Annotated in this window: 25 protein-coding genes; 13 read left to right on the plus strand and 12 right to left on the minus strand. The window is 40.5% G+C overall.

The window, feature by feature from the left end:
• The first annotated feature begins 13 nt into the window (after positions 1–13).
• A complete protein-coding gene (locus GPM24_RS08410) occupies positions 14–211 on the plus strand; it encodes a hypothetical protein (RefSeq protein ID WP_158826322.1) in 198 nt (65 codons plus the stop codon).
• Between the two features lie 50 nt (positions 212–261).
• Positions 262–1,401, plus strand: a complete 1,140-nt coding sequence (locus GPM24_RS08415; RefSeq protein ID WP_233268763.1) for a GNAT family N-acetyltransferase — start codon at positions 262–264, stop codon at positions 1,399–1,401.
• A 33-nt stretch (positions 1,402–1,434) separates the two neighbouring features.
• On the opposite strand, the gene GPM24_RS08420 is transcribed toward GPM24_RS08415, so the two are convergent.
• Together GPM24_RS08420 and GPM24_RS08425 are read right to left on the minus strand one after the other, a co-directional pair.
• Positions 1,435–1,776, minus strand: a complete 342-nt coding sequence (locus tag GPM24_RS08420; RefSeq protein WP_158826323.1) for a helix-turn-helix domain-containing protein — start codon at positions 1,774–1,776, stop codon at positions 1,435–1,437.
• Positions 1,777–1,848: 72 nt separating this feature from the next.
• A complete protein-coding gene (locus GPM24_RS08425) occupies positions 1,849–3,213 on the minus strand; it encodes a UDP-N-acetylmuramate--L-alanine ligase (RefSeq protein ID WP_158826324.1) in 1,365 nt (454 codons plus the stop codon).
• A gap of 193 nt (positions 3,214–3,406) precedes the next feature.
• Here GPM24_RS08425 and GPM24_RS08430 point away from each other — a divergent pair, with 193 nt between their 5' ends.
• Both GPM24_RS08430 and GPM24_RS08435 read left to right on the plus strand, forming a co-directional pair.
• Complete coding sequence (locus tag GPM24_RS08430) at positions 3,407–3,817, plus strand: RrF2 family transcriptional regulator (protein WP_158826325.1); 411 nt, start codon at positions 3,407–3,409, stop codon at positions 3,815–3,817.
• A 43-nt stretch (positions 3,818–3,860) separates the two neighbouring features.
• Positions 3,861–4,505, plus strand: coding sequence for an NAD(P)-dependent oxidoreductase (locus GPM24_RS08435; protein ID WP_199269715.1), 645 nt, complete (start codon positions 3,861–3,863; stop codon positions 4,503–4,505).
• Between the two features lie 188 nt (positions 4,506–4,693).
• On the opposite strand, the gene prmA is transcribed toward GPM24_RS08435, so the two are convergent.
• The 4 genes from prmA to GPM24_RS08455 all read right to left on the minus strand — a co-directional run bounded on the left by prmA (position 4,694) and on the right by GPM24_RS08455 (position 7,938).
• Positions 4,694–5,533, minus strand: coding sequence for a 50S ribosomal protein L11 methyltransferase (gene prmA, locus GPM24_RS08440; RefSeq protein ID WP_158826326.1), 840 nt, complete (start codon positions 5,531–5,533; stop codon positions 4,694–4,696).
• 137 nt (positions 5,534–5,670) lie between these two features.
• Positions 5,671–6,435, minus strand: coding sequence for a triose-phosphate isomerase (gene tpiA, locus GPM24_RS08445; protein ID WP_158826327.1), 765 nt, complete (start codon positions 6,433–6,435; stop codon positions 5,671–5,673).
• Positions 6,436–6,439: 4 nt separating this feature from the next.
• Positions 6,440–7,621 (minus strand): GlmU family protein, encoded by a 1,182-nt coding sequence (locus tag GPM24_RS08450; protein WP_158826328.1) that lies wholly within the window; start codon positions 7,619–7,621, stop codon positions 6,440–6,442.
• 68 nt (positions 7,622–7,689) lie between these two features.
• Entirely contained in the window at positions 7,690–7,938 is a 249-nt protein-coding gene (locus GPM24_RS08455) for a type B 50S ribosomal protein L31 (RefSeq protein WP_158826329.1), read from the minus strand.
• A 372-nt stretch (positions 7,939–8,310) separates the two neighbouring features.
• On the opposite strand from GPM24_RS08455, the gene GPM24_RS08460 reads away from it, so the two are divergent.
• From GPM24_RS08460 to GPM24_RS08475, 4 genes are all read left to right on the plus strand, one after another.
• Entirely contained in the window at positions 8,311–9,522 is a 1,212-nt protein-coding gene (locus GPM24_RS08460) for an IscS subfamily cysteine desulfurase (RefSeq protein WP_158826330.1), read from the plus strand.
• A gap of 80 nt (positions 9,523–9,602) precedes the next feature.
• The gene (gene iscU / locus GPM24_RS08465; protein WP_158826331.1) at positions 9,603–10,016 is read left to right on the plus strand and encodes a Fe-S cluster assembly scaffold IscU; all 414 of its coding nucleotides are present in this window, start codon (positions 9,603–9,605) and stop codon (positions 10,014–10,016) included.
• Positions 10,017–10,173: 157 nt separating this feature from the next.
• Complete coding sequence (locus GPM24_RS08470) at positions 10,174–10,500, plus strand: HesB/IscA family protein (RefSeq protein ID WP_158826332.1); 327 nt, start codon at positions 10,174–10,176, stop codon at positions 10,498–10,500.
• Between the two features lie 200 nt (positions 10,501–10,700).
• Entirely contained in the window at positions 10,701–12,614 is a 1,914-nt protein-coding gene (locus tag GPM24_RS08475) for an AMP-dependent synthetase/ligase (protein WP_158826333.1), read from the plus strand.
• 51 nt (positions 12,615–12,665) lie between these two features.
• Here the strand turns inward: GPM24_RS08475 and GPM24_RS08480 are convergent, their stop codons facing one another.
• Positions 12,666–13,421 (minus strand): YwqG family protein, encoded by a 756-nt coding sequence (locus GPM24_RS08480; protein ID WP_158826334.1) that lies wholly within the window; start codon positions 13,419–13,421, stop codon positions 12,666–12,668.
• A 178-nt stretch (positions 13,422–13,599) separates the two neighbouring features.
• Between GPM24_RS08480 and lysS the strand changes: the two genes are divergently transcribed.
• A complete protein-coding gene (gene lysS / locus GPM24_RS08485; RefSeq protein ID WP_158826335.1) occupies positions 13,600–15,324 on the plus strand; it encodes a lysine--tRNA ligase in 1,725 nt (574 codons plus the stop codon).
• Between the two features lie 198 nt (positions 15,325–15,522).
• Here lysS and GPM24_RS08490 read toward each other — a convergent pair whose 3' ends face one another.
• A complete protein-coding gene (locus GPM24_RS08490; RefSeq protein WP_158826336.1) occupies positions 15,523–16,212 on the minus strand; it encodes an SIR2 family NAD-dependent protein deacylase in 690 nt (229 codons plus the stop codon).
• Positions 16,213–16,259: 47 nt separating this feature from the next.
• Positions 16,260–16,688: a VOC family protein gene (locus GPM24_RS08495; protein ID WP_158826337.1), complete on the minus strand. Its 429-nt coding sequence runs from the start codon at positions 16,686–16,688 to the stop codon at positions 16,260–16,262.
• Between the two features lie 197 nt (positions 16,689–16,885).
• Between GPM24_RS08495 and GPM24_RS08500 the strand changes: the two genes are divergently transcribed.
• From GPM24_RS08500 to GPM24_RS08510, 3 genes are all read left to right on the plus strand, one after another.
• Complete coding sequence (locus GPM24_RS08500; protein ID WP_158826338.1) at positions 16,886–17,788, plus strand: glycoside hydrolase family 25 protein; 903 nt, start codon at positions 16,886–16,888, stop codon at positions 17,786–17,788.
• Positions 17,789–17,984: 196 nt separating this feature from the next.
• Positions 17,985–18,425: an Hsp20/alpha crystallin family protein gene (locus tag GPM24_RS08505; RefSeq protein ID WP_158826339.1), complete on the plus strand. Its 441-nt coding sequence runs from the start codon at positions 17,985–17,987 to the stop codon at positions 18,423–18,425.
• Positions 18,426–18,623: 198 nt separating this feature from the next.
• Positions 18,624–19,007 (plus strand): response regulator, encoded by a 384-nt coding sequence (locus GPM24_RS08510; protein WP_158826340.1) that lies wholly within the window; start codon positions 18,624–18,626, stop codon positions 19,005–19,007.
• Positions 19,008–19,070: 63 nt separating this feature from the next.
• On the opposite strand, the gene GPM24_RS08515 is transcribed toward GPM24_RS08510, so the two are convergent.
• Complete coding sequence (locus GPM24_RS08515; RefSeq protein ID WP_158826341.1) at positions 19,071–19,184, minus strand: 30S ribosomal protein THX; 114 nt, start codon at positions 19,182–19,184, stop codon at positions 19,071–19,073.
• Positions 19,185–19,285: 101 nt separating this feature from the next.
• Positions 19,286–20,113 (minus strand): SDR family oxidoreductase, encoded by an 828-nt coding sequence (locus GPM24_RS08520; RefSeq protein ID WP_158826342.1) that lies wholly within the window; start codon positions 20,111–20,113, stop codon positions 19,286–19,288.
• Positions 20,114–20,196: 83 nt separating this feature from the next.
• On the opposite strand from GPM24_RS08520, the gene GPM24_RS08525 reads away from it, so the two are divergent.
• On the plus strand, positions 20,197–20,715 hold the full coding sequence (locus tag GPM24_RS08525; protein ID WP_158826343.1) for a 5' nucleotidase, NT5C type: 519 nt from the start codon (positions 20,197–20,199) through the stop codon (positions 20,713–20,715).
• Between the two features lie 62 nt (positions 20,716–20,777).
• On the opposite strand, the gene GPM24_RS08530 is transcribed toward GPM24_RS08525, so the two are convergent.
• On the minus strand, positions 20,778–21,461 hold the full coding sequence (locus GPM24_RS08530) for an outer membrane beta-barrel protein (RefSeq protein WP_158826344.1): 684 nt from the start codon (positions 21,459–21,461) through the stop codon (positions 20,778–20,780).
• Positions 21,462–21,599: the final 138 nt, after the last annotated feature.

The following is a 21,599-nucleotide window of genomic DNA, read 5'->3' on the forward strand; positions in this document are numbered from 1 at the left end:
AGCAATATTCATAATGCAAACGCCCAAGAAAACTGCAAAAAAGAACGTCGCTTCAACAAATTCTGCCCCTAATAAATCAACAGAGAAGGCCGAACCAAAAACCAAAAAGCGATTTGATGACGATGATGACGACGATGATGAATTCGGTGCACCGCTAGATGACCTGGATTACAGCGACATTGATCGTTATAACGACGATGACGATTATTAACATTTAAATTCATTTTCAAGGCATCACCAAGGTTTGTTAAAGCTTTTGTGATGCCGAACATTCTACTGATGACCATAACCGAGGTTGCCGATAAAACTACCCAAAACGCCTTTTTAGATACTGCCCGCTTCATTTACCGGAATGATCCTAATTGGATTTGCCCGCTGGATAATGATATAGAAGCCGTTTTTGATCCTTCCAAAAACAATTTTCACCAATTTGGAAAAGCCACCCGGTGGATTTTAACAGACAACCAGGGTGAACCGGCCGGACGTATTGCAGCATTTATCAACAATAAAAAAGCTTACAACAACGCGCAACCTACTGGCGGCATGGGCTTTTTTGAATGTATTGATAATGAGCAAGCTGCCTTTATACTGTTTGATACCGCTAAACAATGGCTGGCACAAAACGGCATGCAAGCCATGGACGGGCCAATCAACTTTGGCGAAAATGACACCTTTTGGGGATTGCTGATTGAAGGTTTTGTACCCCAATCATACGGTATGAACTACAACCCGCCGTATTATAAGAAATTTTTTGACGACTACGGCTTTACCACTTTGTATGAGCAGATTACCAATCATGTGGATGCACATAAGCCGTTTCCGGAGCGTTTTACCAAAATAGCCAATTGGGTGATGCAAAAGCCGGGCTATGAGTTTAAGCACCTGAAAGTTTCGCAGATTAACCGATTTGCGGCCGACTTTATGGAAATTTATAACGATGCCTGGCAGGGTTTTGAAAACTTCGTTCCCATTCAAAAAGCTACCATTCTGGAAACTTTCCAAAAAATGAAAGCTATTATGGATGAAAATTTGATTTGGTTTGCATATGTAAACGGAGAGCCTGCTGCATTTGTAGTGATACTGCCCGATGCCAATCAAATGATCAAATCATTGAACGGTAAATTGGACTTAATTGGAAAGCTCAAGTTTTTGTACCATAAGTGGAAAGGTGTTAACCGGATGCGTGCAGTAGTTATGGGTACTAAAATAAAATTTCAGAAACATGGCCTCGAATCGGTAATGTTTATTAAAGTAAAGGAATACGTGTTACCGCTTAAGCAATATGACGAAATGGAACTTTCGTGGGTAGGCGATTTTAACGATAAAATGATTGCACTGCACGAAGCTATGGGTGGAAAGCTAGGTAAAAAGCATGCAACCTTACGTTATATATTCAAATAGCCCGGTTATATACCGGGCTATTTGCTTTATACATTATGCTGTTGCTTTACTTTGGCGAAGTTCTTCAAACAGTTCTATTACTTTTTTCTGCAAGTCAATAACTTCCGTCTCCCTATCCATCAGTTTCTTATTGACATTCTCTAATTCATTTACGTATTTCTGCTCATACTCGGCATCATTAAACGTAAGCAGTTGTACTACAGACATCTCAAACAAATTTGCTATCTGTTCTAAACGAGAAAGGTTAATGTCGGTGATACCGGTCTCAATTTTAGAAAAAGCGGGGATTGAAATGTCGAGCCGTTTAGCTACATCTTCCTGACTCCAGCCCTTCTGGTGTCTTAGTAATCTGATCTTCTTGCCAAGTGTTTTCATCTTTTAATCAAGGATAAGGATTTCTCAATAGTTAATAAAGTTACAATAATATTGTAATAAAAAAATTTTTATTTATTTGATATTTAATATATCATTTGCCAATTCAGACAAATTTATACCGCCAAAGTTACCAGAACTCATCAATAAAACATTCGCATTTGTTGTATTTTCTTGTTCCAATGATTGTTTCAACAGCTCCGGCTCATTATAGAATATCAAATCGCTCCTTTTAAAAGCTTCTTTTACGTCAGATTCTGAATAAGGTTGCAATTTCTTTTGCTCAAAGGTTCGTGCGTCAATAAATACAACCGCTTGATCTGCTTCGTCCATGCAGCCCGCATATTCACTTAAAAAGTTTTTATCCAAACTGCTAAAGGTATGCAGCTCTATACAGGCAATTAACCTGCGGGTTGGAAACTGCGCTTTCACCGCATGGATGGTAGCCTTCAGTTTAGATGGAGAATGAGCAAAATCTTTATAAACATTGGTATGCTCATTTTTGCCTAGTAGCTCCAGGCGGCGGGCTGCACCTTTAAACGTTTGCATGCTGCTGTAAAATGCAGCCGAATCAATATCTAACTGGCTGCAAACCGAACGGGCAGCTTCCATATTCAATAAGTTGTGATCGCCAAATACCTGTAAAGCATAACGCTCATTTTCATGAATAATAGTTGTTACTCCATTATTCACTTCAAACTGAGGCAAACTGTAAGGTTGTTTATTTACAGCAACAGATTGATTTTTGGCAATCATTTGCTTCAGCACCTCGTCGTTATCTGCATAGTATATGGTACCACCGGACTGAATGGTTTGTATAAACAGGTCGAACTGCTCGATATAATTGTCAAACGTTGGGAAAACGTTGATATGGTCCCAGGCTATTCCGCTAATTACACCAACGTGCCCTTTGTATAAATGGAACTTTGGCCGGCGATCAACAGGTGACGATAAGTACTCATCCCCTTCTATCACTATTACCGGGGCATCGCTTAATTGTACCATGGTATCAAAACCTTCCAATTGTGCGCCTACCAAATAATCGAAATCCTTACCGGCAGTTTTAAGCGCGTGCAAGATCATAGATGTAATGGTAGTTTTACCATGACTTCCGCCTATAACTACCCGCAGTTTGTTTTTAGACTGCTCGTAAATATATTCCGGATAAGAGTAAATCTTAAGTCCCAACTCTTGCGCTCTTAATAATTCAGGGTTATCCGCACGAGCGTGCATGCCTAAAATTACCGCATCTAAATCAGAGGTTAGTTTTTCGGGATACCAGCCGTTGTTTTCGGGCAGCAAACCATATTTGGCCAGTCGCGAGATAGAAGGTTCAAACAAAACATCGTCTGAACCAGATACTTGAAAACCCTTTTTAGTTAAAGCAATAGCAAGGTTGTGCATTGCGCTACCCCCTATAGCTATAAAGTGTACCCTCATTTAAATATTAAGCGTTAAGCAATAACTGCAAATAAACATAAATATGCTGACACATCAAAAATGTGTTATATGTTAGACGCTATAAACGGGTACAGTGATACTTACAACTGTAAAATTTCTGTCATTATACTCATAACGTGTAATTACATTAAAAAATAAACACACCTTTGTACTGTAATAAAAAATATTACAGATGAATAACGGTCGGTTTCAAATAGCAGTACACATTATGACTTTGCTCCATTTGGGTGAGAATGAACAACTATCGTCTGAGTATATGGCCGGAAGCATTAACGCTAATCCTGCCCTTATTAGAAAAGAACTGAGTAATTTGCGGAAGCACAACCTGGTAAATAGTAAAGAAGGTAAAACTGGCGGATACCAGTTGGGCAAACCGGCTCATTTAATTACGATGGCTGATATATACGTAGCAGTAAAGCAAGACAGCGTTTTGGGCGAAGCGCGCAATCAGCCTAATCCTAATTGCACAGTAGGTAAAAGCATAAATAAAAATGTGGCATCTATCAATACCGATCTTGACAAACTGATTTATGACAAACTAGGCAAGCAAACCTTAGCAGAGTTTAGTAAACAATTTCACTAATATATTTTTTAACTTAAACTGTAACAAATTAAATTACATTATTATGAAAGTAGCAATTATTGGTGCCACCGGCTTTGTTGGTCCACATGTAGTAACCGAAGCATTAAACCGTGGCTATGAAGTAACCGCATTTGCCCGCAACCCCGACAAGCTTGACATTAGCCACGAGCATTTAACCAAGCAAGCGGTGGATATTTATGATACTGAAATACTGGCGCAATTACTAGTTGGCCACGATGCCGTAATCAGCACGTTTAATGCCGGCTGGACTAACCCCGACTTGTATAATGACTTTTTGAAAGGATCAAGATCTATACAACAAGCTACCAAGCAAGCCGGAATTAACCGATTTTTATTTGTAGGTGGTGCAGGCAGCTTAGAAATTAAGCCCGGCGTACAGTTAGTAGACACGCCTGATTTCCCAGCGGCTTACAAACCAGGCGCTACCGCAGCTCGCGATTTTTTAACCGAATTGCGTCAGGAACAGCAATTGGATTGGACATTTTTAAGCCCGGCTATTAACTTGCATCCGGGTGAACCTACCGGCAAATTCCGTTTAGGTACTGAGCAACCGGTATTTAATGAGGCCGGCAAAAACGATATATCGGTTGCCGACTTAGCAGTGGCCTTATTGGATGAACTGGAGAACAATCAGTTTGTGAAGAAAAGATTTACTTTGGGCTATTAAGCCCAAGCTTGTTCGGTAGGTAAAAACACCTTGGACAGGGTATAAAATAAAAATGTCATTTCGAGTGATAACGAGAAATCTTTTGAAAACGATAAGCTAACCGCCCGCTTTTAAAAGATCTCTCACTGTCGTTCGAGATGACATTTTCTCTTATATCCCCTATCGAGTAAGTTGAGAGATGGTTTATGTTATGCCTTTTTAAAGCGGGCAGCTACCCAATTATTGCTTTTTTTATGGCTAATGTAATGCATTCCATATTTGTTAGCTTCTTCACGAATCATTTCCAAATCTGGTGATTCATAAAAACCACTAAAATAAATCTCCCCATCAGACTTTAATACTTCAGCATACCGTTCCATTTGGTCGAGCAGGATATTCCGGTTAATGTTGGCTAAGATGACATCGTAGTGCTCATTCGGAATATCCTCTTTTGAACCACAAATAACATTTACATCCGGTACATGATTCAGCTCTGTGTTTTCGATAGTGCTTTTATAGCACAGCATGTCATAATCGATAGCCGTTAAATCGGCCGCGCCCAGTTTATAAGCCAAGATAGCCAATATGCCTGTACCACAGCCCATATCCAACACCTTTTTACCCTGAATATCATTTTCCAGCATGGTTTCCATCATCAAACAAGTAGTATCATGATGGCCGGTACCAAAAGCCATTTTTGGATCGATCACTATTTCATGCGGAAACTCGGGATGAGGTTCGTGAAAAGTGGCACGTACATAAACCTGCGTACCAATGGTAATCGGTTGAAAGTTACTCTCCCAAACCGCGTTCCAGTTCTTCTCCGGTATCAGGTTTATTTCGTACGAAAAGGTGAACTGCTCGTGATAAGGAGCCAGTGTATCTTCAACCAAATCCTTATCAAAATCTTCAGAAGGTATATACGCTTTGAATCCTAAATCTGTTTCTTCAAAAGTATCAAAGCCCAATTCGGCCAGCTCACTGATTAGTAAATCTTGCTGGTAATCTTCCTCGGTTACCACTGTAAATAGCAGTTCGTAATAGTTCATGATTTTAGTATCAAGTAATAAGTATCAAGTAGTAAGACCTTTTTATCAAGCAACATAATGTTTAACAAATGCTCTACAGCATTTGTAGTCATCATTTCGTTTTGATATTTAATACTCGCTACCTGATACTTAAAAAATTAATTAAATACTTTTACAATATCCAAAAAGTCGCGCGACTTTAATGATGCGCCGCCAATCAGACCACCGTCAATGTCAGGCTGGGCAAACAGTTCCGAGGCATTTTTAGGGTTAGCACTGCCACCATACAAAATAGTTGTATTGTCAGCTACTTCCTGGCTATAATTATTGGCAATTTCTTCGCGGATAAAAGCGTGAATTTCCTGCGCTTGCTCGGCAGTAGCGGTTTTACCGGTACCAATGGCCCAAACCGGCTCGTAAGCCAATACCAGCTGCCCGAATTGCTCAGTTGACAAGCTGAATATGCCTTCTTTCAATTGTGTTCTGATCACATCAAAGTGTTGCTCTGCTTCGCGCTCGTCTAAAGTTTCGCCAATACAAAAAATTGGTTTCAAGCCATGCTTTAAAGCAGCCTCAGTTTTTAACGATAACAGCTGGTTATCTTCATCAAAATACTGGCGACGCTCTGAGTGACCCAAAATCACATATTCTGCACCGGTAGATTTTACCATTTTGGCAGACACCTCGCCGGTGTAAGCGCCAGATTCATTTTGGTGAATGTTTTGCGCACCGATAGAAACTTTATCATAACCTTTTGCCAGTTGGCCCAGGCTGCTCAAGTGAATAAACGGCGAACAAACCACGGCTTGCTGTGAACCGGTTACTTCATCTTTAACCATATTGGCAATTTCTGAAAACAGGGCCAAACCTTCGTTATAATCCATGTTCATTTTCCAGTTGCCGGCAACTATCTTTTTTCTCATCGTTTTAAAATTTTCTGTATGATTGGGTTAAATTAAACACATCTTGCAGCAGCTGTTTCTCGACATTATCCAGCTGCATATTACGGCGGGCATATACCCGCTCAATCGTTTCAAAAGCTTTTTCAAGGTGGTAAACGTCATAACCATGCGCCCCACCCCAAGCAAAATCGGGCACGAAATTGCGCGGAAAACCTGCACCAAAAACATTTGCACATACCCCCACTACTGTTCCGGTATTAAACATAGTGTTAATACCGCATTTCGAGTGATCGCCCATAACCAACCCGCAAAACTGCAAACCGGTTTTACGAAAATGCTCGGTAGGGTAATCCCACAACCGCACTTCCGCATAGTTGTTCTTTAAGTTTGAATTATTAGAGTCGGCTCCAATATTACACCATTCGCCCAATACCGAGTTACCCAGATACCCTTCATGCCCTTTAGAGGAATTTCCCCAGATAACGGCGTTGTTAATTTCGCCACCTACCCTACACTTTGGCCCTACGGTGGTAGCGCCATAAATTTTTGCGCCCATTTTAATTTGGGAATTATCGCACAGCGCCAATCCGCCGCGTATATGTGTTCCTTCCCACACCTGGCTATTAGCACCGATATATATTGGTCCGTTGGTGGTATTAAAAGTAGAACATTCGGCTACAGCACCTTCTTCGGCAAAAAAATCATTGCCGATGATTACGTTAGTGGAACTGATTTTAGTACTGGTACGCCCTTTAGTGAGCAATTGAAAATCGCGTCGTAATGCGATATCATTTTTTTGAAAAATATCTTCAGGGTAACGGATGCTTACCAAAGACGGGGCATAATCAACCACCCGCTCAAATGTCTGAGCGGCATTAAACTGCCGGGCATCACTCTCACTTAATTTTACAGCCAGCAATTGGCTGTAGCGCATCAATGCTTCGCCGGGTTGTAATTTATCTATAGCTTCCAGCAGATTATCATCCGGGCAAATGCCTCCGTTGATAAATAAGTTATTTTCCTCTATATGCAGCGGAAACTTAGCTTGCAAATACGGCTGTGTATGGTAAGAAAAAGAAGTATTCAAATGCTTGGCCCACTTTTCGGCTATGGTTAAAATACCGATGCGGAGATTGGCCACCGGGCGGGTAAACGTTAAAGGCAGTAACGTTTGATGTGCATTATCATCGAAAAGAATAATTGCCATAGGTGGGCAAAAATAAAAAAAGTCCCGGCTGTTGGGCCGGGACTTTATAAATATTTTGCTGCAAGCAATTACTTTTTAGCGTAACGGCTGCGGAATTTGTCGATACGTCCTGCAGTGTCAACCAGTTTCATTTTACCGGTGTAGAACGGATGCGATGTATGAGAAATCTCTAATTTAACTAATGGATACTCATTGCCGTCTTCCCATTTAACGGATTCGCGAGTTTCGATACATGATTTAGTGATGAAAGAGTAGTCGTTTGACATGTCTTTGAAAACCACTAATCTATAGTTTGAGGGATGCAGGTCTTTTTTCATTTTGCTATGTACTTTCCTTTCAAAAGAGGCGCAAATATACTTAGAATATTTAAAATATAAAATATTAGAATTGAATTTTTTCCACATAATAATATAACCATCTTTAAGATAATTCACATGCAGGTAATATCTACAAAAGCATATCGCTAGATGACCACTTCTCTGTACCTTTATCACATTGCCAATTCAAATAATTGATACCCTATATAAAAATTCAATTTTTAAAATATGATATTAATCACTCTTTTTGTAACGTCAACAAAATGACAAAGTAAAATTGCATAAACATGACCGGTTGAAGGTCTTTTATGGCAGCTTTGACTAACTATCGAGTAAAACTTTACTTATCTTTGTACTGTTAAATCAACGAATATGAATCTTCCGATATATTTAGATAACAATGCGACTACACCCATGGACCCACGGGTGCTGGAAGCTATGCTGCCCTACTTTACACAAAAATTTGGTAATGCGGCAAGCCGTAATCACCATTTTGGCTGGGTAGCTGAAGAAGGTGTTGATTACGCCCGCGAGCAGGTAGCCAAAATTATTGGTGCCAGCGAAAAAGAGATTATATTTACCTCAGGCGCTACCGAGTCAGACAACCTGGCTATTAAAGGTGTGTTTGAAATGTATAAAGATAAAGGTAACCATATTATTACTGCGGTTACTGAGCATAAGGCTGTATTAGATGCCTGCAAACACGTTGAAAAATTAGGCGGTAAGGTTACTTATCTGCCGGTTAAAGAAGACGGTTTAGTTGACCTGGCTCAGTTAGAAGCCGCAATGACGCCTGAAACTATCTTGGTTTCCATCATGTATGGTAACAACGAAATTGGCGTTATTCAGCCTGTTAAAGAAATTGCTGCTATTGCCCACAAACACGGTGCACTGTTTATGACAGACGCTACACAGGCAGTAGGTAAAATTCCGGTTGATGTAAATGCTGACGGTATTGACCTGCTGGCTTTATCAGCTCATAAAATGTATGGTCCTAAAGGTGTAGGTGCGTTATACGTACGCCGTAAAGGACCACGCGTTAAAGTTACTGCCCAGATGGATGGTGGTGGTCATGAGCGCGGTATGCGTTCAGGTACATTGAATGTTCCGGGTATTGTAGGCTTAGGTAAAGCCTGTGAACTGGCTCGTTTAGAAATGGCATCAGAAGCAGCACGTTTATCAGCATTGCGCGATAAATTACAAGCAGCCTTAACTGTTTTGGAAGAAAGCTATGTAAACGGCAACCAGGAACACCGCTTGCCGCACGTAGCTAACATTTCTTTTAAGTATGTTGAAGGTGAAGGTTTGATGATGGCTATGAAAGATTTAGCAGTATCATCAGGTTCTGCCTGTACTTCGGCATCGTTAGAGCCTTCTTATGTTTTGAAAAGCTTAGGCTTGTCAGATGATTTGGCTCACTCTTCTATCCGTTTCGGTTTAGGCCGTTTCACAACCGAAGAAGAAGTTGATTATGCTATCGAGGTAACTAAAAAAGCGGTTACTCACCTGCGCGAACTTTCACCACTTTGGGAAATGTTCAAAGAAGGTATCGACCTGAACTCTATTGAGTGGGCCGAACACTAAGATTAAGATTTTAATTAAATGAGTTGCCGTTTTTTAACCGGCAACTTACAATTGATAACTGACAACAAATACTTAAAGCTATGGCTTATTCAGATAAAGTAATTGACCATTACACCAACCCGCGCAACGTGGGTACTTTAGACAAAAGCAGCACCCAGGTTGGTACCGGTTTAGTAGGTGCCCCAGAGTGTGGCGACGTAATGCGTCTGCAAATTCAGGTAGATGAGAACAATGTAATTACCGATGCCAAATTCAAAACTTTTGGCTGCGGTTCGGCTATTGCTTCTTCATCTTTAGCTACCGAATGGTTAAAAGGTAAAAGCATTGACGAAGCTATGTCTATCGATAACATGGATATCGTGGAAGAACTGGCTTTGCCGCCGGTAAAAATTCACTGCTCGGTTTTGGCAGAGGATGCTATCAAAGCTGCCATTAACGATTATCGCGTTAAAAACGGATTAGCTCCTATTGAGCTTGAAAAATCACATCATTAATTTGTAAAAACAAAAGCTAAAAGTCTGAATTACGACACTTTGTCTGGTTCAGATTTTTGGCTTTTGTTTTGTTAGTATATATTTGCACAACGTAGTTAAGAATAAGACTAAATAATACTTAATCTTGTTATTACTACTTGATATTAAATACTAAGCAATGGTAACTGTAACAGATAAAGCAAAAGATAAAATTGATAACTTAATTAAGGACGCGCAGTTAGATAGCACGTACTTTTTACGGGTATCAGTTCAGGGTGGTGGCTGTTCAGGTCTGTCATACAACCTTGATTTTGATAACGAGGAAAAAAAAGGCGACCAGTTTTTTGAAGACAAAGGCGTACGCATGGCTTTGGATATGAAATCGTTTTTATACCTGGCCGGTACTGAGCTTGACTTTTCGGACGGCTTAAACGGTAAAGGTTTTAACTTCCATAACCCTAACGCCAGCCGTACCTGCGGTTGCGGTGAAAGCTTCTCGGTATAAACTTTATTAACTTGCAAGATATAAAAAGGCGCTCTAAGAGCGCCTTTTTGCGTTTTAGCATGCAGGATTGTACATTTGCGCGCTAATTTTATAATTAATACTTATTGCTTTGCCTGCAAACAATTAAGCACTAGCATGCTTTTTGTTTATTATAGTAAATAGCATAAGTTTGTTAATTATAAGCCAAATATTTAAACTTGATGACTACTGCAACAAAACCAACTACGGTTCCTGCCCTTATACGCCATGTGGTTGCCCAAATACATCCAGAAACACATACCTTCCTTTCACATAAAATAAAAGACAGCTGGGTAAACATATCTTACCGCGAGGTAATTGATAAGGCTGATGCCATATCGGCATGGTTTCTAAACATGGGGATACAAAAAGGTGATCGCTTGGGTTTGGTTATCGAGAATGGTCCGGAATATATTTATTTCGACCAGGCTTTGCAGCAGATCGGTGCTATTAACGCCTCTATCTATCCCACCCTTACCGAGGCAGAAACAGAGTATATTTTAAACGATTCTGGTGCAAAAGCCATTTTAGTGGGCAACCCTTTTTTGCTGCGAAAAGTATTAAAGGTAGCCAATAACTGCCCCTCGCTGTTACGTATCATCCCAGTTTTTGACGACTATGAAAAATATACAGAAAAGGTAAATCTAAATGCAGGCGTCATCAGCTTTGATAAACTGATTGAAGAAGGCAATGCTTTGGTATCACAGTACGCACAAGCCATTAATGCTGCACGTGAAGCAATTTTACCTTCGGACATCTCGTGCTTTATCTATACTTCTGGCACTACAGGTACGCCTAAAGGCGTAATACTTACGCACAGTAACTTTGTACAAACCGTTTGGGCAGGCTTAACTCAAATTTCGATTGTCGATAAAGACGATTGCTTTTTGTCATTCCTTCCGCTTTCGCACGTATTTGAGCGAGCAGCTACGTATTACATGTGCTTAGGTGCAGGTTGCCAGATTGCTTTTGCGCAAAGCCTGGAACTATTGGCCCGTAACATGACCGAGGTAAGGCCAACTATTATGAACTGCGTACCCCGATTGTTGGAACGTATACACGATAAGGCCATGAAAAACGGCACTACCGCCGGCGGAATGAAAACTTCCATCTTTTTGTGGGCGTTTAAAATTGGCAAGCAATACCGCGAAAAACGAGAGCAGGGTAAAACGCCGGGGTTATTATTGAGTCAGCAACATAAACTAGCTGACAAACTTGTATTTAGCAAGATTAAAGAGAAAACTGGTGGCCGTTTAAAATTTCTGATTTCTGGTGGTGGCGCATTACCTAAAAACGTAGGGGAATTTTTTGGTAACGTAGGTATACCGGTTTTAGAAGGATACGGTTTAACCGAAACAACAGGTCCGGTTTGTGTTACCGAGTTCGACCGCCAGGTGTATGGTACTGCCGGCCGCGTTTTACCAGGCAGCGAAATTGCTATACAAAACATTGATACCAAAAAAATATATACCATCCAAACGCATGATTCTACCGACCCGAATCTCATAACTGAAGAAGGCGAAATTATTATGCGAGGCATAGCCGTGATGAAAGGCTACTGGAACAAACCTGAAGAAACCGCCACGGCCATTGATGCTGACGGCTGGTTCCATAGTGGTGATATCGGTCGCTTTTATAAAGGCTACCTTCAAATTACCGACCGCTTAAAAAATATGCTGGTAAATGCTTATGGAAAAAACATTTACCCTACCCCGGTTGAAAATACTTATTTGAAAAGCCCTAAAATAGAACAGATATTTTTGGTAGGTGATCGCCGTGAATACGTTACCGCCATTGTAGTACCACCTAAAGAACTATTGCAAGAAACGTTTGGCTTAAACGAAGCTTGGTTTGAAAAGCCCGAGGTGTTTGTAGACGACAAACAAATCATCGACTGGCTTAACCAAGACATACGCAAGCTAAGCAACGAACTGGCTAAATTTGAGCGCATCAAAAACTTTAAAGTAAAACGCAATCCGTTTAGCATGGAAGAAGGTGAAATGACCGTCACGCTGAAAGCGAAACGTAAAGTAATTGAGAAGAAATACGCTCAGGCGATAGACGAGATGTATTTGCAAGAGGTAGATGCCGATTAAAGTATTAATAACATAATAATAAAAAAGTCCGTTTAAAACGGACTTTTTTATTTAACAGCAATCCCAATAAAAGTAGGCATTTTCAAATCGTTTCGCTTTTAAATCAGTTTCATTTATAAAAAGATGAGCGACGCCGGAGTCGCCAAACATTATGTGATCATCTGTATCTATTTGGATTAATTGCACATCTTGCTTATTTTTCGGATTGTAGTCTCGCGGATCACCTTGAGTAAAATAAGCATACCCTCCAATCTTATGACCAGCGCTATCAAAAAAGGCATCAAGCTCTCTTTGCTCATTCTTGTTTAACGTTTCCAGGTAGTTATAATAATTCATACCATTAAAAACGTAATTAAACCGAAAATCTTCGGTGCCTCCAAACTCTATTTTATTTGTGAAAAATAGTTTGTGTTCTCTATAGATGGGCGATTCATCAAAAAGATTATCTGTTAAGAAGTCGAATCTTTCATGTATCTCTACATTAGTATCTTCATGATACAGTGTAACACAACTTTCATCTGAGTACCAATCTGTAGAAGACACAAATTGTTGCAATATTCCTCTTTCTGGATAATCTGGCAAATGAGGCACATCTTTGAAATTAATTTGAGCTAGCATAATCATAGGGGTTCCATTTTCATCTGTTGGATAGTTCAGATATTTGGGTAAAAAAGGAACACCTAAAAATTTACTATCATCTACAGAGTTCTTTACGATCTCACTTGTTGGCTTTGCGGAGATTCTGACACACTCAAGCCTATAGTTCTCAATGTCTTTCTCAAACGGTTTGAGGAAATCTGGTATCATATTATTGTTAATGTGCCATTAAAATAGCTAAAACAAAATATCTTCTTGGTATCATTAACATGGTTAATTAATCATTTATGAAATACGCCTGTGCTTTATTACAACATCATATTACCAAGCCCTCATCACTCACCAAAAAATCCCTATCTTTGCACCTTCATAAAATACCGTTTTTACTATGAGTATTGCAGCCTTATCGGAACAGGAAATATTACGCCGCGAGTCGTTACAGCAATTACGTGCGCTGGGTATTAACCCTTATCCTGCCGAAGCCTACCCGGTGAATGCCTGGGCTCAGGACATTATCCAAAACTTTAATACCGATCCCGAAAAATATAAGGAAGTAACCCTGGCAGGCCGTATCATGACCCGCCGCATTATGGGTAATGCTTCTTTTGCCGAAATACAGGATACCACCGGCCGTATCCAAGTTTACATTAAACGCGATGAGATTTGCCCCGGCGAAGACAAAACCTTATATAACACCGTTTTTAAAAAGCTACTGGACATTGGCGATTATGTAGGTGTTAAAGGTTATGTTTTTTTAACCCAAACAGGCGAAATATCTATTCATGTTCAAGAACTTAACATCCTGTCAAAATCGTTAAAACCACTACCAGTAGTAAAACGCGACGATGATGGCAACATATATGACGGCTTTACAGACCCCGAATTGCGCTATCGCCAGCGTTATGTGGATTTGACAGTAAACCCCGAATACAAACAAATTTTCATCAACCGCTCAAAAGTAATTAGCACCATGCGAAATTACTTTAACGAGCAAGGCTGGATGGAAGTGGAAACCCCAATTCTGCAGTCTGTGCATGGTGGTGCAGCGGCACGTCCGTTTAACACACATCACAACACGCTGGATATGCCGCTTTATCTGCGCATCGCCAATGAGTTGTATCTGAAACGTCTGATTGTAGCTGGTTTTGATGGTGTATACGAGTTTGGTAAAATGTTCCGTAATGAAGGTATGGACCGTACGCACAACCCCGAGTTTACCATGATGGAGATTTACGTAGCTTATAAAGACTATGTATGGATGATGTCTATGGTAGAGGAATGCCTGGAAAAAGTGGCGACAGCTGTAAACGGCACTCCGATTGTAAAAGTCGGGCAACACGAAATCAACTTTGCCGGTCCGTACGAAAAGCTATCAATGTATGATTCCATTTTAAAATATACCGGCATTGATGTTTCGGCAATGGATGAGGCGCAACTGCGTCAAACCTGCCGCGATCTGGCCATTGAGGCTGACGATACGATGGGCAGAGGTAAATTGATTGACGAGATTTTTAGCGCTAAGGTAGAAGCCGACCTGATACAGCCTACTTACATAACAGACTACCCCATTGAAATGTCTCCGCTTGCTAAAAAGCACCGCACTAAAGACGGCCTGGTAGAACGTTTTGAGTTGTTTGTAAACGGTAAGGAAATAGGTAATGCCTACTCCGAGCTAAATGACCCCATCGATCAGCGCGAGCGTTTTGAAGAACAATTACTGCTTGCCGGACGTGGTGATGAGGAAGCCATGGCTATGGACGACGACTTTTTACGCGCTCTGGAATATGGCATGCCGCCAACATCAGGCTTGGGTATTGGCATAGACCGTTTGGTAATGCTGATGACCAACCAAAGCACCATTCAAGAAGTATTATTCTTCCCGCAAATGCGCCCCGAAAAGAAGGTGAAAGTATCTACCGTTGATGATTTTGTGCACATTGGCGTACCTGCCGAGTGGGTACCGGTAATCAATCAAATGGGTATTAATACCGTGGAACAACTAAGAGCAACCAACCCTAATAAATTTTATAACGATTTAGGCGGTATGCGCAAAAAACTAAAACTGGATTTGCCTATGCCAAGTAAAGAAAGCGTAATGGCCTGGTTTGCATAAGCCAATCATTTACTGAGTAAATACAGATGTCATTTCGAGTGATAGCGAGAAATCTTTTAAAAGCGATAAATTAACCTGTCAGTTTTCAAAAGATCTCATGCTATCGTTCGAGATGACATTTTTAGTTATATGTCATCTATAGTATATCGTCTGGAATGTATTATAGATTTGTTAATATTCCTGCCAAACCGATCTGATTTAACCAGCATTCATCAGCTCATCCACAACCTTTCGCACACCAATGGTAGCTTTATGTTCAACCTTAATGATGGAGTTACCGCCACGCACATAAGGTATATTAGGATCTACGATGTATTTAGGTACAACGTTCGGCACAAAATCAACCAAGCCAGCGGCCGGATAAACTGCCAGCGATGTTCCAACCAGCATAAAAACATCTGCTGTACCACATATCTGGGCAGCAGTTTCAATCATAGGCACTGCCTCTCCAAACCATACCACATGCGGGCGCAATGGCGATCCTAACTCACAAACTTCGTTCATCCCAAGTTGCCACCCCTCAATCGGATAAGTCAAATTTGAATTCAAGCTGGATTGAGAACGCGTAATAATGCCATGAAGGTGAACCACGTTTTTCGACCCGGCCCGCTCGTGTAAATCATCTATATTTTGAGTGATAATAACTACATCATACTTTTCTTGTAAACGTACAAGTGCATAGTGGGCAGCGTTAGGTTCAGCTTCCAAAACCGATTTACGGCGCATATTATAAAAATCTTGCACCATTGCGGGGTTACGCTGCCAGGCCTGCGGTGTGGCTACTTCTTCTATATCATACCCTTCCCATAAGCCGTCGCTGTCTCTAAATGTTTTCAAACCGCTTTCGGCACTTATACCAGCGCCAGTTAATACCACTACTCGTTTCATCCGTTAAAATGTTATAAATTGTCAAATCGTCCGCTATGCGTTTCTGACTAAACGGCAAACAGTTGCCCAATGTCTTTAAATGCCTTAAACTCCAAAGCATTGCCCGACGGGTCCAGAAAAAACATAGTGGCTTGCTCGCCCGGCTTACCAGCAAACCTGAGTCCAGGCTCAATAATGAATTTTACACCGTGGGCTTTTAGGCGGTCAGCCAATAGGTGCCAATCATCCCACTCCAGCACCACACCATAATGCGGTATGGGCACATCATGTCCGTCAACAGGGTTGGTATGATGCGCTTCAATATTTTGTGGGCGAGGTTTAAAGTGAATTACAAATTGGTGCCCATACAAATTGAAATCAGTCCAGATATCGCTGCTTCGCCCTTCACTGCAGCCCAGCACCTCACGGTAAAAGCGGCGGGCTTCTTCCAAATCATACACAGGTACCGCTACATGGAATGGAGTTAGTTTGCTCATTATACTACATTTTTGACGCTGCTAATTTAGACACTAATCGGCTAGCATATCTGCATCGCTATGCTTTTTTAAATCGACACTTTTGTTAAAATATTCAATTTTTAATCAACTTGCAGATCGGGTCCTTAACTTTGTCACTATCAGTCATTACTAAATAATTTGGAATTTTAATCCAGCAGCTTCGTATTTTTGTATTGATGAGTGCTGTATCTCCCAAACCCATACCCCCTAAAAAGCCCACAGTTACGAAAAAACCGGTGGCCCGGAAAAAAGCGCTTGCCAAAAAGAAAAAAACAGATGCTAACCAATGGCCGATGGCCTGGAAAATAGCACTTGCAGGTATATTACTCATTTTATTATCGCCGTTTTATTATGGCTATGTGGTAAAGATGTTTACCTCCACCTGGCGCTGGGTGCGCGACATTGGCAGCGATCCAAATTACCGTACTTACAAAAGTTTTGCTATTGATATTCCGCGTAAATACAGCATACATGGTATTGATGTATCATATGCGCAAGGTAAGATAGATTGGCACAAGGTTAAAGCCATGCAAGAAGATAGCGTGCATATCACTTTCGCCTTCATCAAAGCAACTGAAGGTTTATTAACGGTTGACCCGTATTTTAAGCGTAACTGGCGCGAGGCACCTAAAACCGGTATTATTTGTGGTGCCTACCATTATTTCAGACCATACAAAAGCGGCTTGTGGCAGGCTCGTTTCTTTCTACAAAATGTTGATGTAGAGCAAGGCGATTTGCCGCTGGTGGTAGACATTGAACAACTGGATAATACGGCGCCGGCTAAAATGCGTCAGGAACTGCAGGCTTTTTTAAAACATGTTGAAAATCGGACACATGTTAAACCTATCATTTACTCAGGACTCAGTTTTTACCGCGACTACCTGCAAGGACACTTTGACGAATATCCGTTATGGATAGCCCATTACTATAAAGAAGAGCTAAAAGTTAAGAAAGCAACTAATTGGTGGTTTTGGCAACACTCCGACAAAGCCCATGTAAACGGCATTAACCATGCGGTTGATTTCAATTGCTTTAAAGGCGACAGCATCAGCCTGAGACGCATGCTGGTGCCTCTATAGGCCTATAATTGAAATTTTGACATTTTTGCTGAAAAATTTTCATTTAGCGGATATTTGGCTGTTGAAAAATTGGCAGTTTATGATATCGAAATCCGTTTGGCATTTAGGTTGATTATTTACAAGTGAACATCGTTCATACAATTTAATTAACATTTTATAGTTCATTCATTTTTTAAATTTTAAGGAGGAAAAAACTATGAGCTTGGTTAAATGGAATTCAGAAAAAAAGAACAGTGGCTTAATGCCAGAATTTACCGACATCTTTGAATCATTCTTTAACGATTCATTTGTGGCCGACCGCTTGATAACACGTGTGCCTGCGGTAAACATTAGTGAAACACCTGAAGAATATCATGTTGAACTGGCAGCGCCTGGCCTAAACAAGCAAGATTTTAAAATATCAACCGAACGTAACATGCTGACCGTATCCGTTGAACAACGTACCGAAAGCACAGCCAATAACAAAAAGTATAACAAACGTGAATTTAGCTACTCCTCTTTCGTCCGCTCGTTTACATTGCCCGAAAGTGCAGACGACAGCCGCATTGAAGCTATTTATGATAATGGGGTGCTAAATATTAGCATAGCCAAAAAAGAAGAAGCCAAAAGCGTAACCCGCCAAATTGAAATTAAATAAGTTGTTTTTATATCCGCTTACAAAAAAGGCCGTTTAACTATAAACGGCCTTTTGCTTGTATGTGCATATACATGAAACACATTTTCACATGTGAAATTTAATGCCTCGTTAACAATCAGTTATAATTTAATGCCGACTATTGCACAAACTTAATTAATACTACCTTTGTTTAACCAATTACCAATTATAAATAATTTCATGTTGAAAAGATTATTGATCCTGGATGATAATCAGGACATTCTCAACGTAATGGAGGATGCCTTGGTTGGGGAAGGCTATGAGGTGGTTACAATGACTTATTGTGACGACATCATTAAGAGTGTGCAGCAGCATCAACCGGATTTAGTGATGCTCGACTTTTTACTGTCGGGTATTAATGGTGGCGAAATGTGCGCCCAAATCAAAAAAAATCCGCTGACGTCGCATCTGCCGGTTATTATTCTTTCGGCTTACCCAAGGGTACTGGAATCGCTAGGCGATTACGGGTCGGACGCGTTTGTACAAAAGCCGTTTGACTTAGAGCAACTTTACAGCACCGTAAACAGTTGTTTGGCCGACGATGAGCATTTACAGCTCCACTAAAAGTTAGTTACCCGTTTACGAAAACTAAAAAGCCATATGTTTTAGCATATGGCTTTTTAGTTATTACGCAGCCGTTTTTTCGGCTGCTTGCTTTTTGTCCTTTTTGTGTGGCCTGGTTTTACCAAACGACTTTTTAGTAATTTTCCCTTTCCGGGTTTTACGATCTCCTTTTCCCATAGTGCTTTATTTACCGTTAGTAATAATTGAACTTATTATTAACAGACAAGGCAAAATCCAATAATGTTTAGTTTTTTAAGAAAAAGTTAAATAATTAAATTTTAAAAGAGACTGTCCAGCCATTTATCCCAATTATTCACTTGGTAAGTATATCCTAATACGGGCTTTACATGTACGCTATTCACCGTTTTCCATTGCTGTAACTCTGGTATAAATTCGGGGGTATCCAAGCCAATTGCAGTAGCGGCTTTAGCATAAAAATGGGCTTTGGTAGGATGGTGTGGTGCACAAGCATTATAAACTTTTCCAAAAGCGTGCTGTGCTACAATTGCTTGGCTGACGCCTATGCAATCGGCAAGGTGTATCAAATTAACAGGCGCTTCACCATTAGGGATAGCTTTTTTACCCGCAAAAAACCGGCCCGGCTCGCGGTTAGGCCCAAGCAATCCGCCAAAGCGAAGAATAGTTGTAGTAAAGGCGGTTTGTTGTTGCAGATAAGTTTCCACCTCGAGCAAGGCGCAACCGGAATCGGTATCTGGCATGGGTACATCCAGTTCGGTCAACTCGGCATTCACATCACCATAAACCCCTGTTGAGCTAATAAAAACAACTTGCTTAACGTTGTGTTGCTTGGCTATATCGATTATACTTTTAATTTTTTGCAAATAAGCACCGGCCTCCCCTTGCCTGCTCTTGGGCGGGATACTAATCCAAAGTACATCGCAGTCAAAAAAATCAGATTCGTACTGCTGATGTTCTGTACTGATGTTAAGTAAATAAGGGATAACACCGGCATCTGCCAGCACATCTAACTTTTGAGCCGATGTAGTTGAACCCTTAACCTGAAAGCCTTGCTGTAAAAGGGCTTTGGCCAGCGGCAAACCATACCAACCGCAGCCTAAAACACTAATAGTTTTAATCGACATCATAACGCGTTAAAGTTAAACATAATCGCTTTAACCTTTTGATGATCCGTAATAAGCTGTTACCTTGCAAGTATTACCAAAAACTTATGAAAAGAATAGCAGTTGACATGGACGGCGTGCTAGCCGATGTGTATGAACAATTTTATGCGTACGACGAGCGCGACTTTGGCCGGCGCAAACAACCCGAAGAAGTAATGGGTATGCATGAGGCGGAAGCGTTTCCTTCAATTCGTAAATTTATTTATGAAAACGGCTTTTTCTTGAATACCCCTGTCATGCAGGGCAGTCAGGATGTATTGAAAAGGTTGAACGAGAAATATGAAGTTTTTATCGTTTCATCTGCCACAGAATTTCCACAAAGTTTACCCGAAAAGCAATCTTGGCTGGGCCAGCACTTTCCGTTTATTACCTGGCAGCAAATGGTATTTTGCGGTTCCAAGCATATTATAAGCGCCGATATTATGATTGACGACCAGTTTAGAAACTTAGATAGCTTTAAGGGGCAAACATTATTGTTTACACAACCCCACAATATAAACAATCGTGAACATCAGCACACGAGGGTAGATTCATGGCAGGATATTGAAAGGCTATTGTTACGTTAATTTAATAATTTGAAGTGTTGCTAAGTGTCTTAAGCAATGTTAGCAACACTTCAATTGAATACTTAGTTGCCCAAGGCAAAAACCAGCGATAAGTTTAAGCTACTTACGAGCGACACACCGAAACTATCTGTTTTAGTGCGGTAAATATCATCTTGACTTTGGTTGGCGTGACTATAGGCGAGGCTACCAAGAGCGGCAGTAATACCCAATCTGGAAGTTGGGAAGTACACAAAGTCTAGCCCTATTCCGGCAGAAAACGCCTTAGTACTAAATTTAGTATCTGCTACATTATAATCGTCAACTAAATTTTGCACATAGAAACTCCTGCTCCTCCCGTATAAATATTGTACAAACGGCCCTGTCCGAATACCAACCTTGTTATTGTATAAGAAATATTTACGCAGATAAACGTTTGCTAAAACACTTGTAGAGTTATCGGATTGCTGCCCTTTATAAGTAATTGAATTATCTTGATCGGTATATCTGCTTCTACCCCAATTCCAATTGCCCGAAATACCCAAATCTAATTTGTCAGCAATAAAAAAACTGTAGGTTGGGCCAACAGAAAGGCTTGTTGTTTTCTTCAAATACTGGTAATTTGCATTGTTGGACATTCCTGTTACAGTGGCTTTGTCAAAACCAACGCCAAACCCGCCGCCTAGCAAATGATTTCCTTTTTGTGTTTGCGCTTTTGTGGTAATAGAAGCTGCCACCACCGACAGCATCAGGAAGAGTTTTTTGTTCATAAAGATTTAAGTTGAATAAAGCTATCAAACAACAATTCATGAATATTATTGTAATTCGCTATGTTAAGATTTGCTTAAATAATTATTAAATGAAAAGCAAACTGTTGTATTCGGCAGTTTCACCATGCCGATTTTACA

The sequence above is a fragment of the Mucilaginibacter lacusdianchii genome, assembly GCF_009770985.1.
In the GTDB taxonomy this organism is placed as follows: Bacteria; Bacteroidota; Bacteroidia; order Sphingobacteriales; family Sphingobacteriaceae; genus Mucilaginibacter; species Mucilaginibacter lacusdianchii.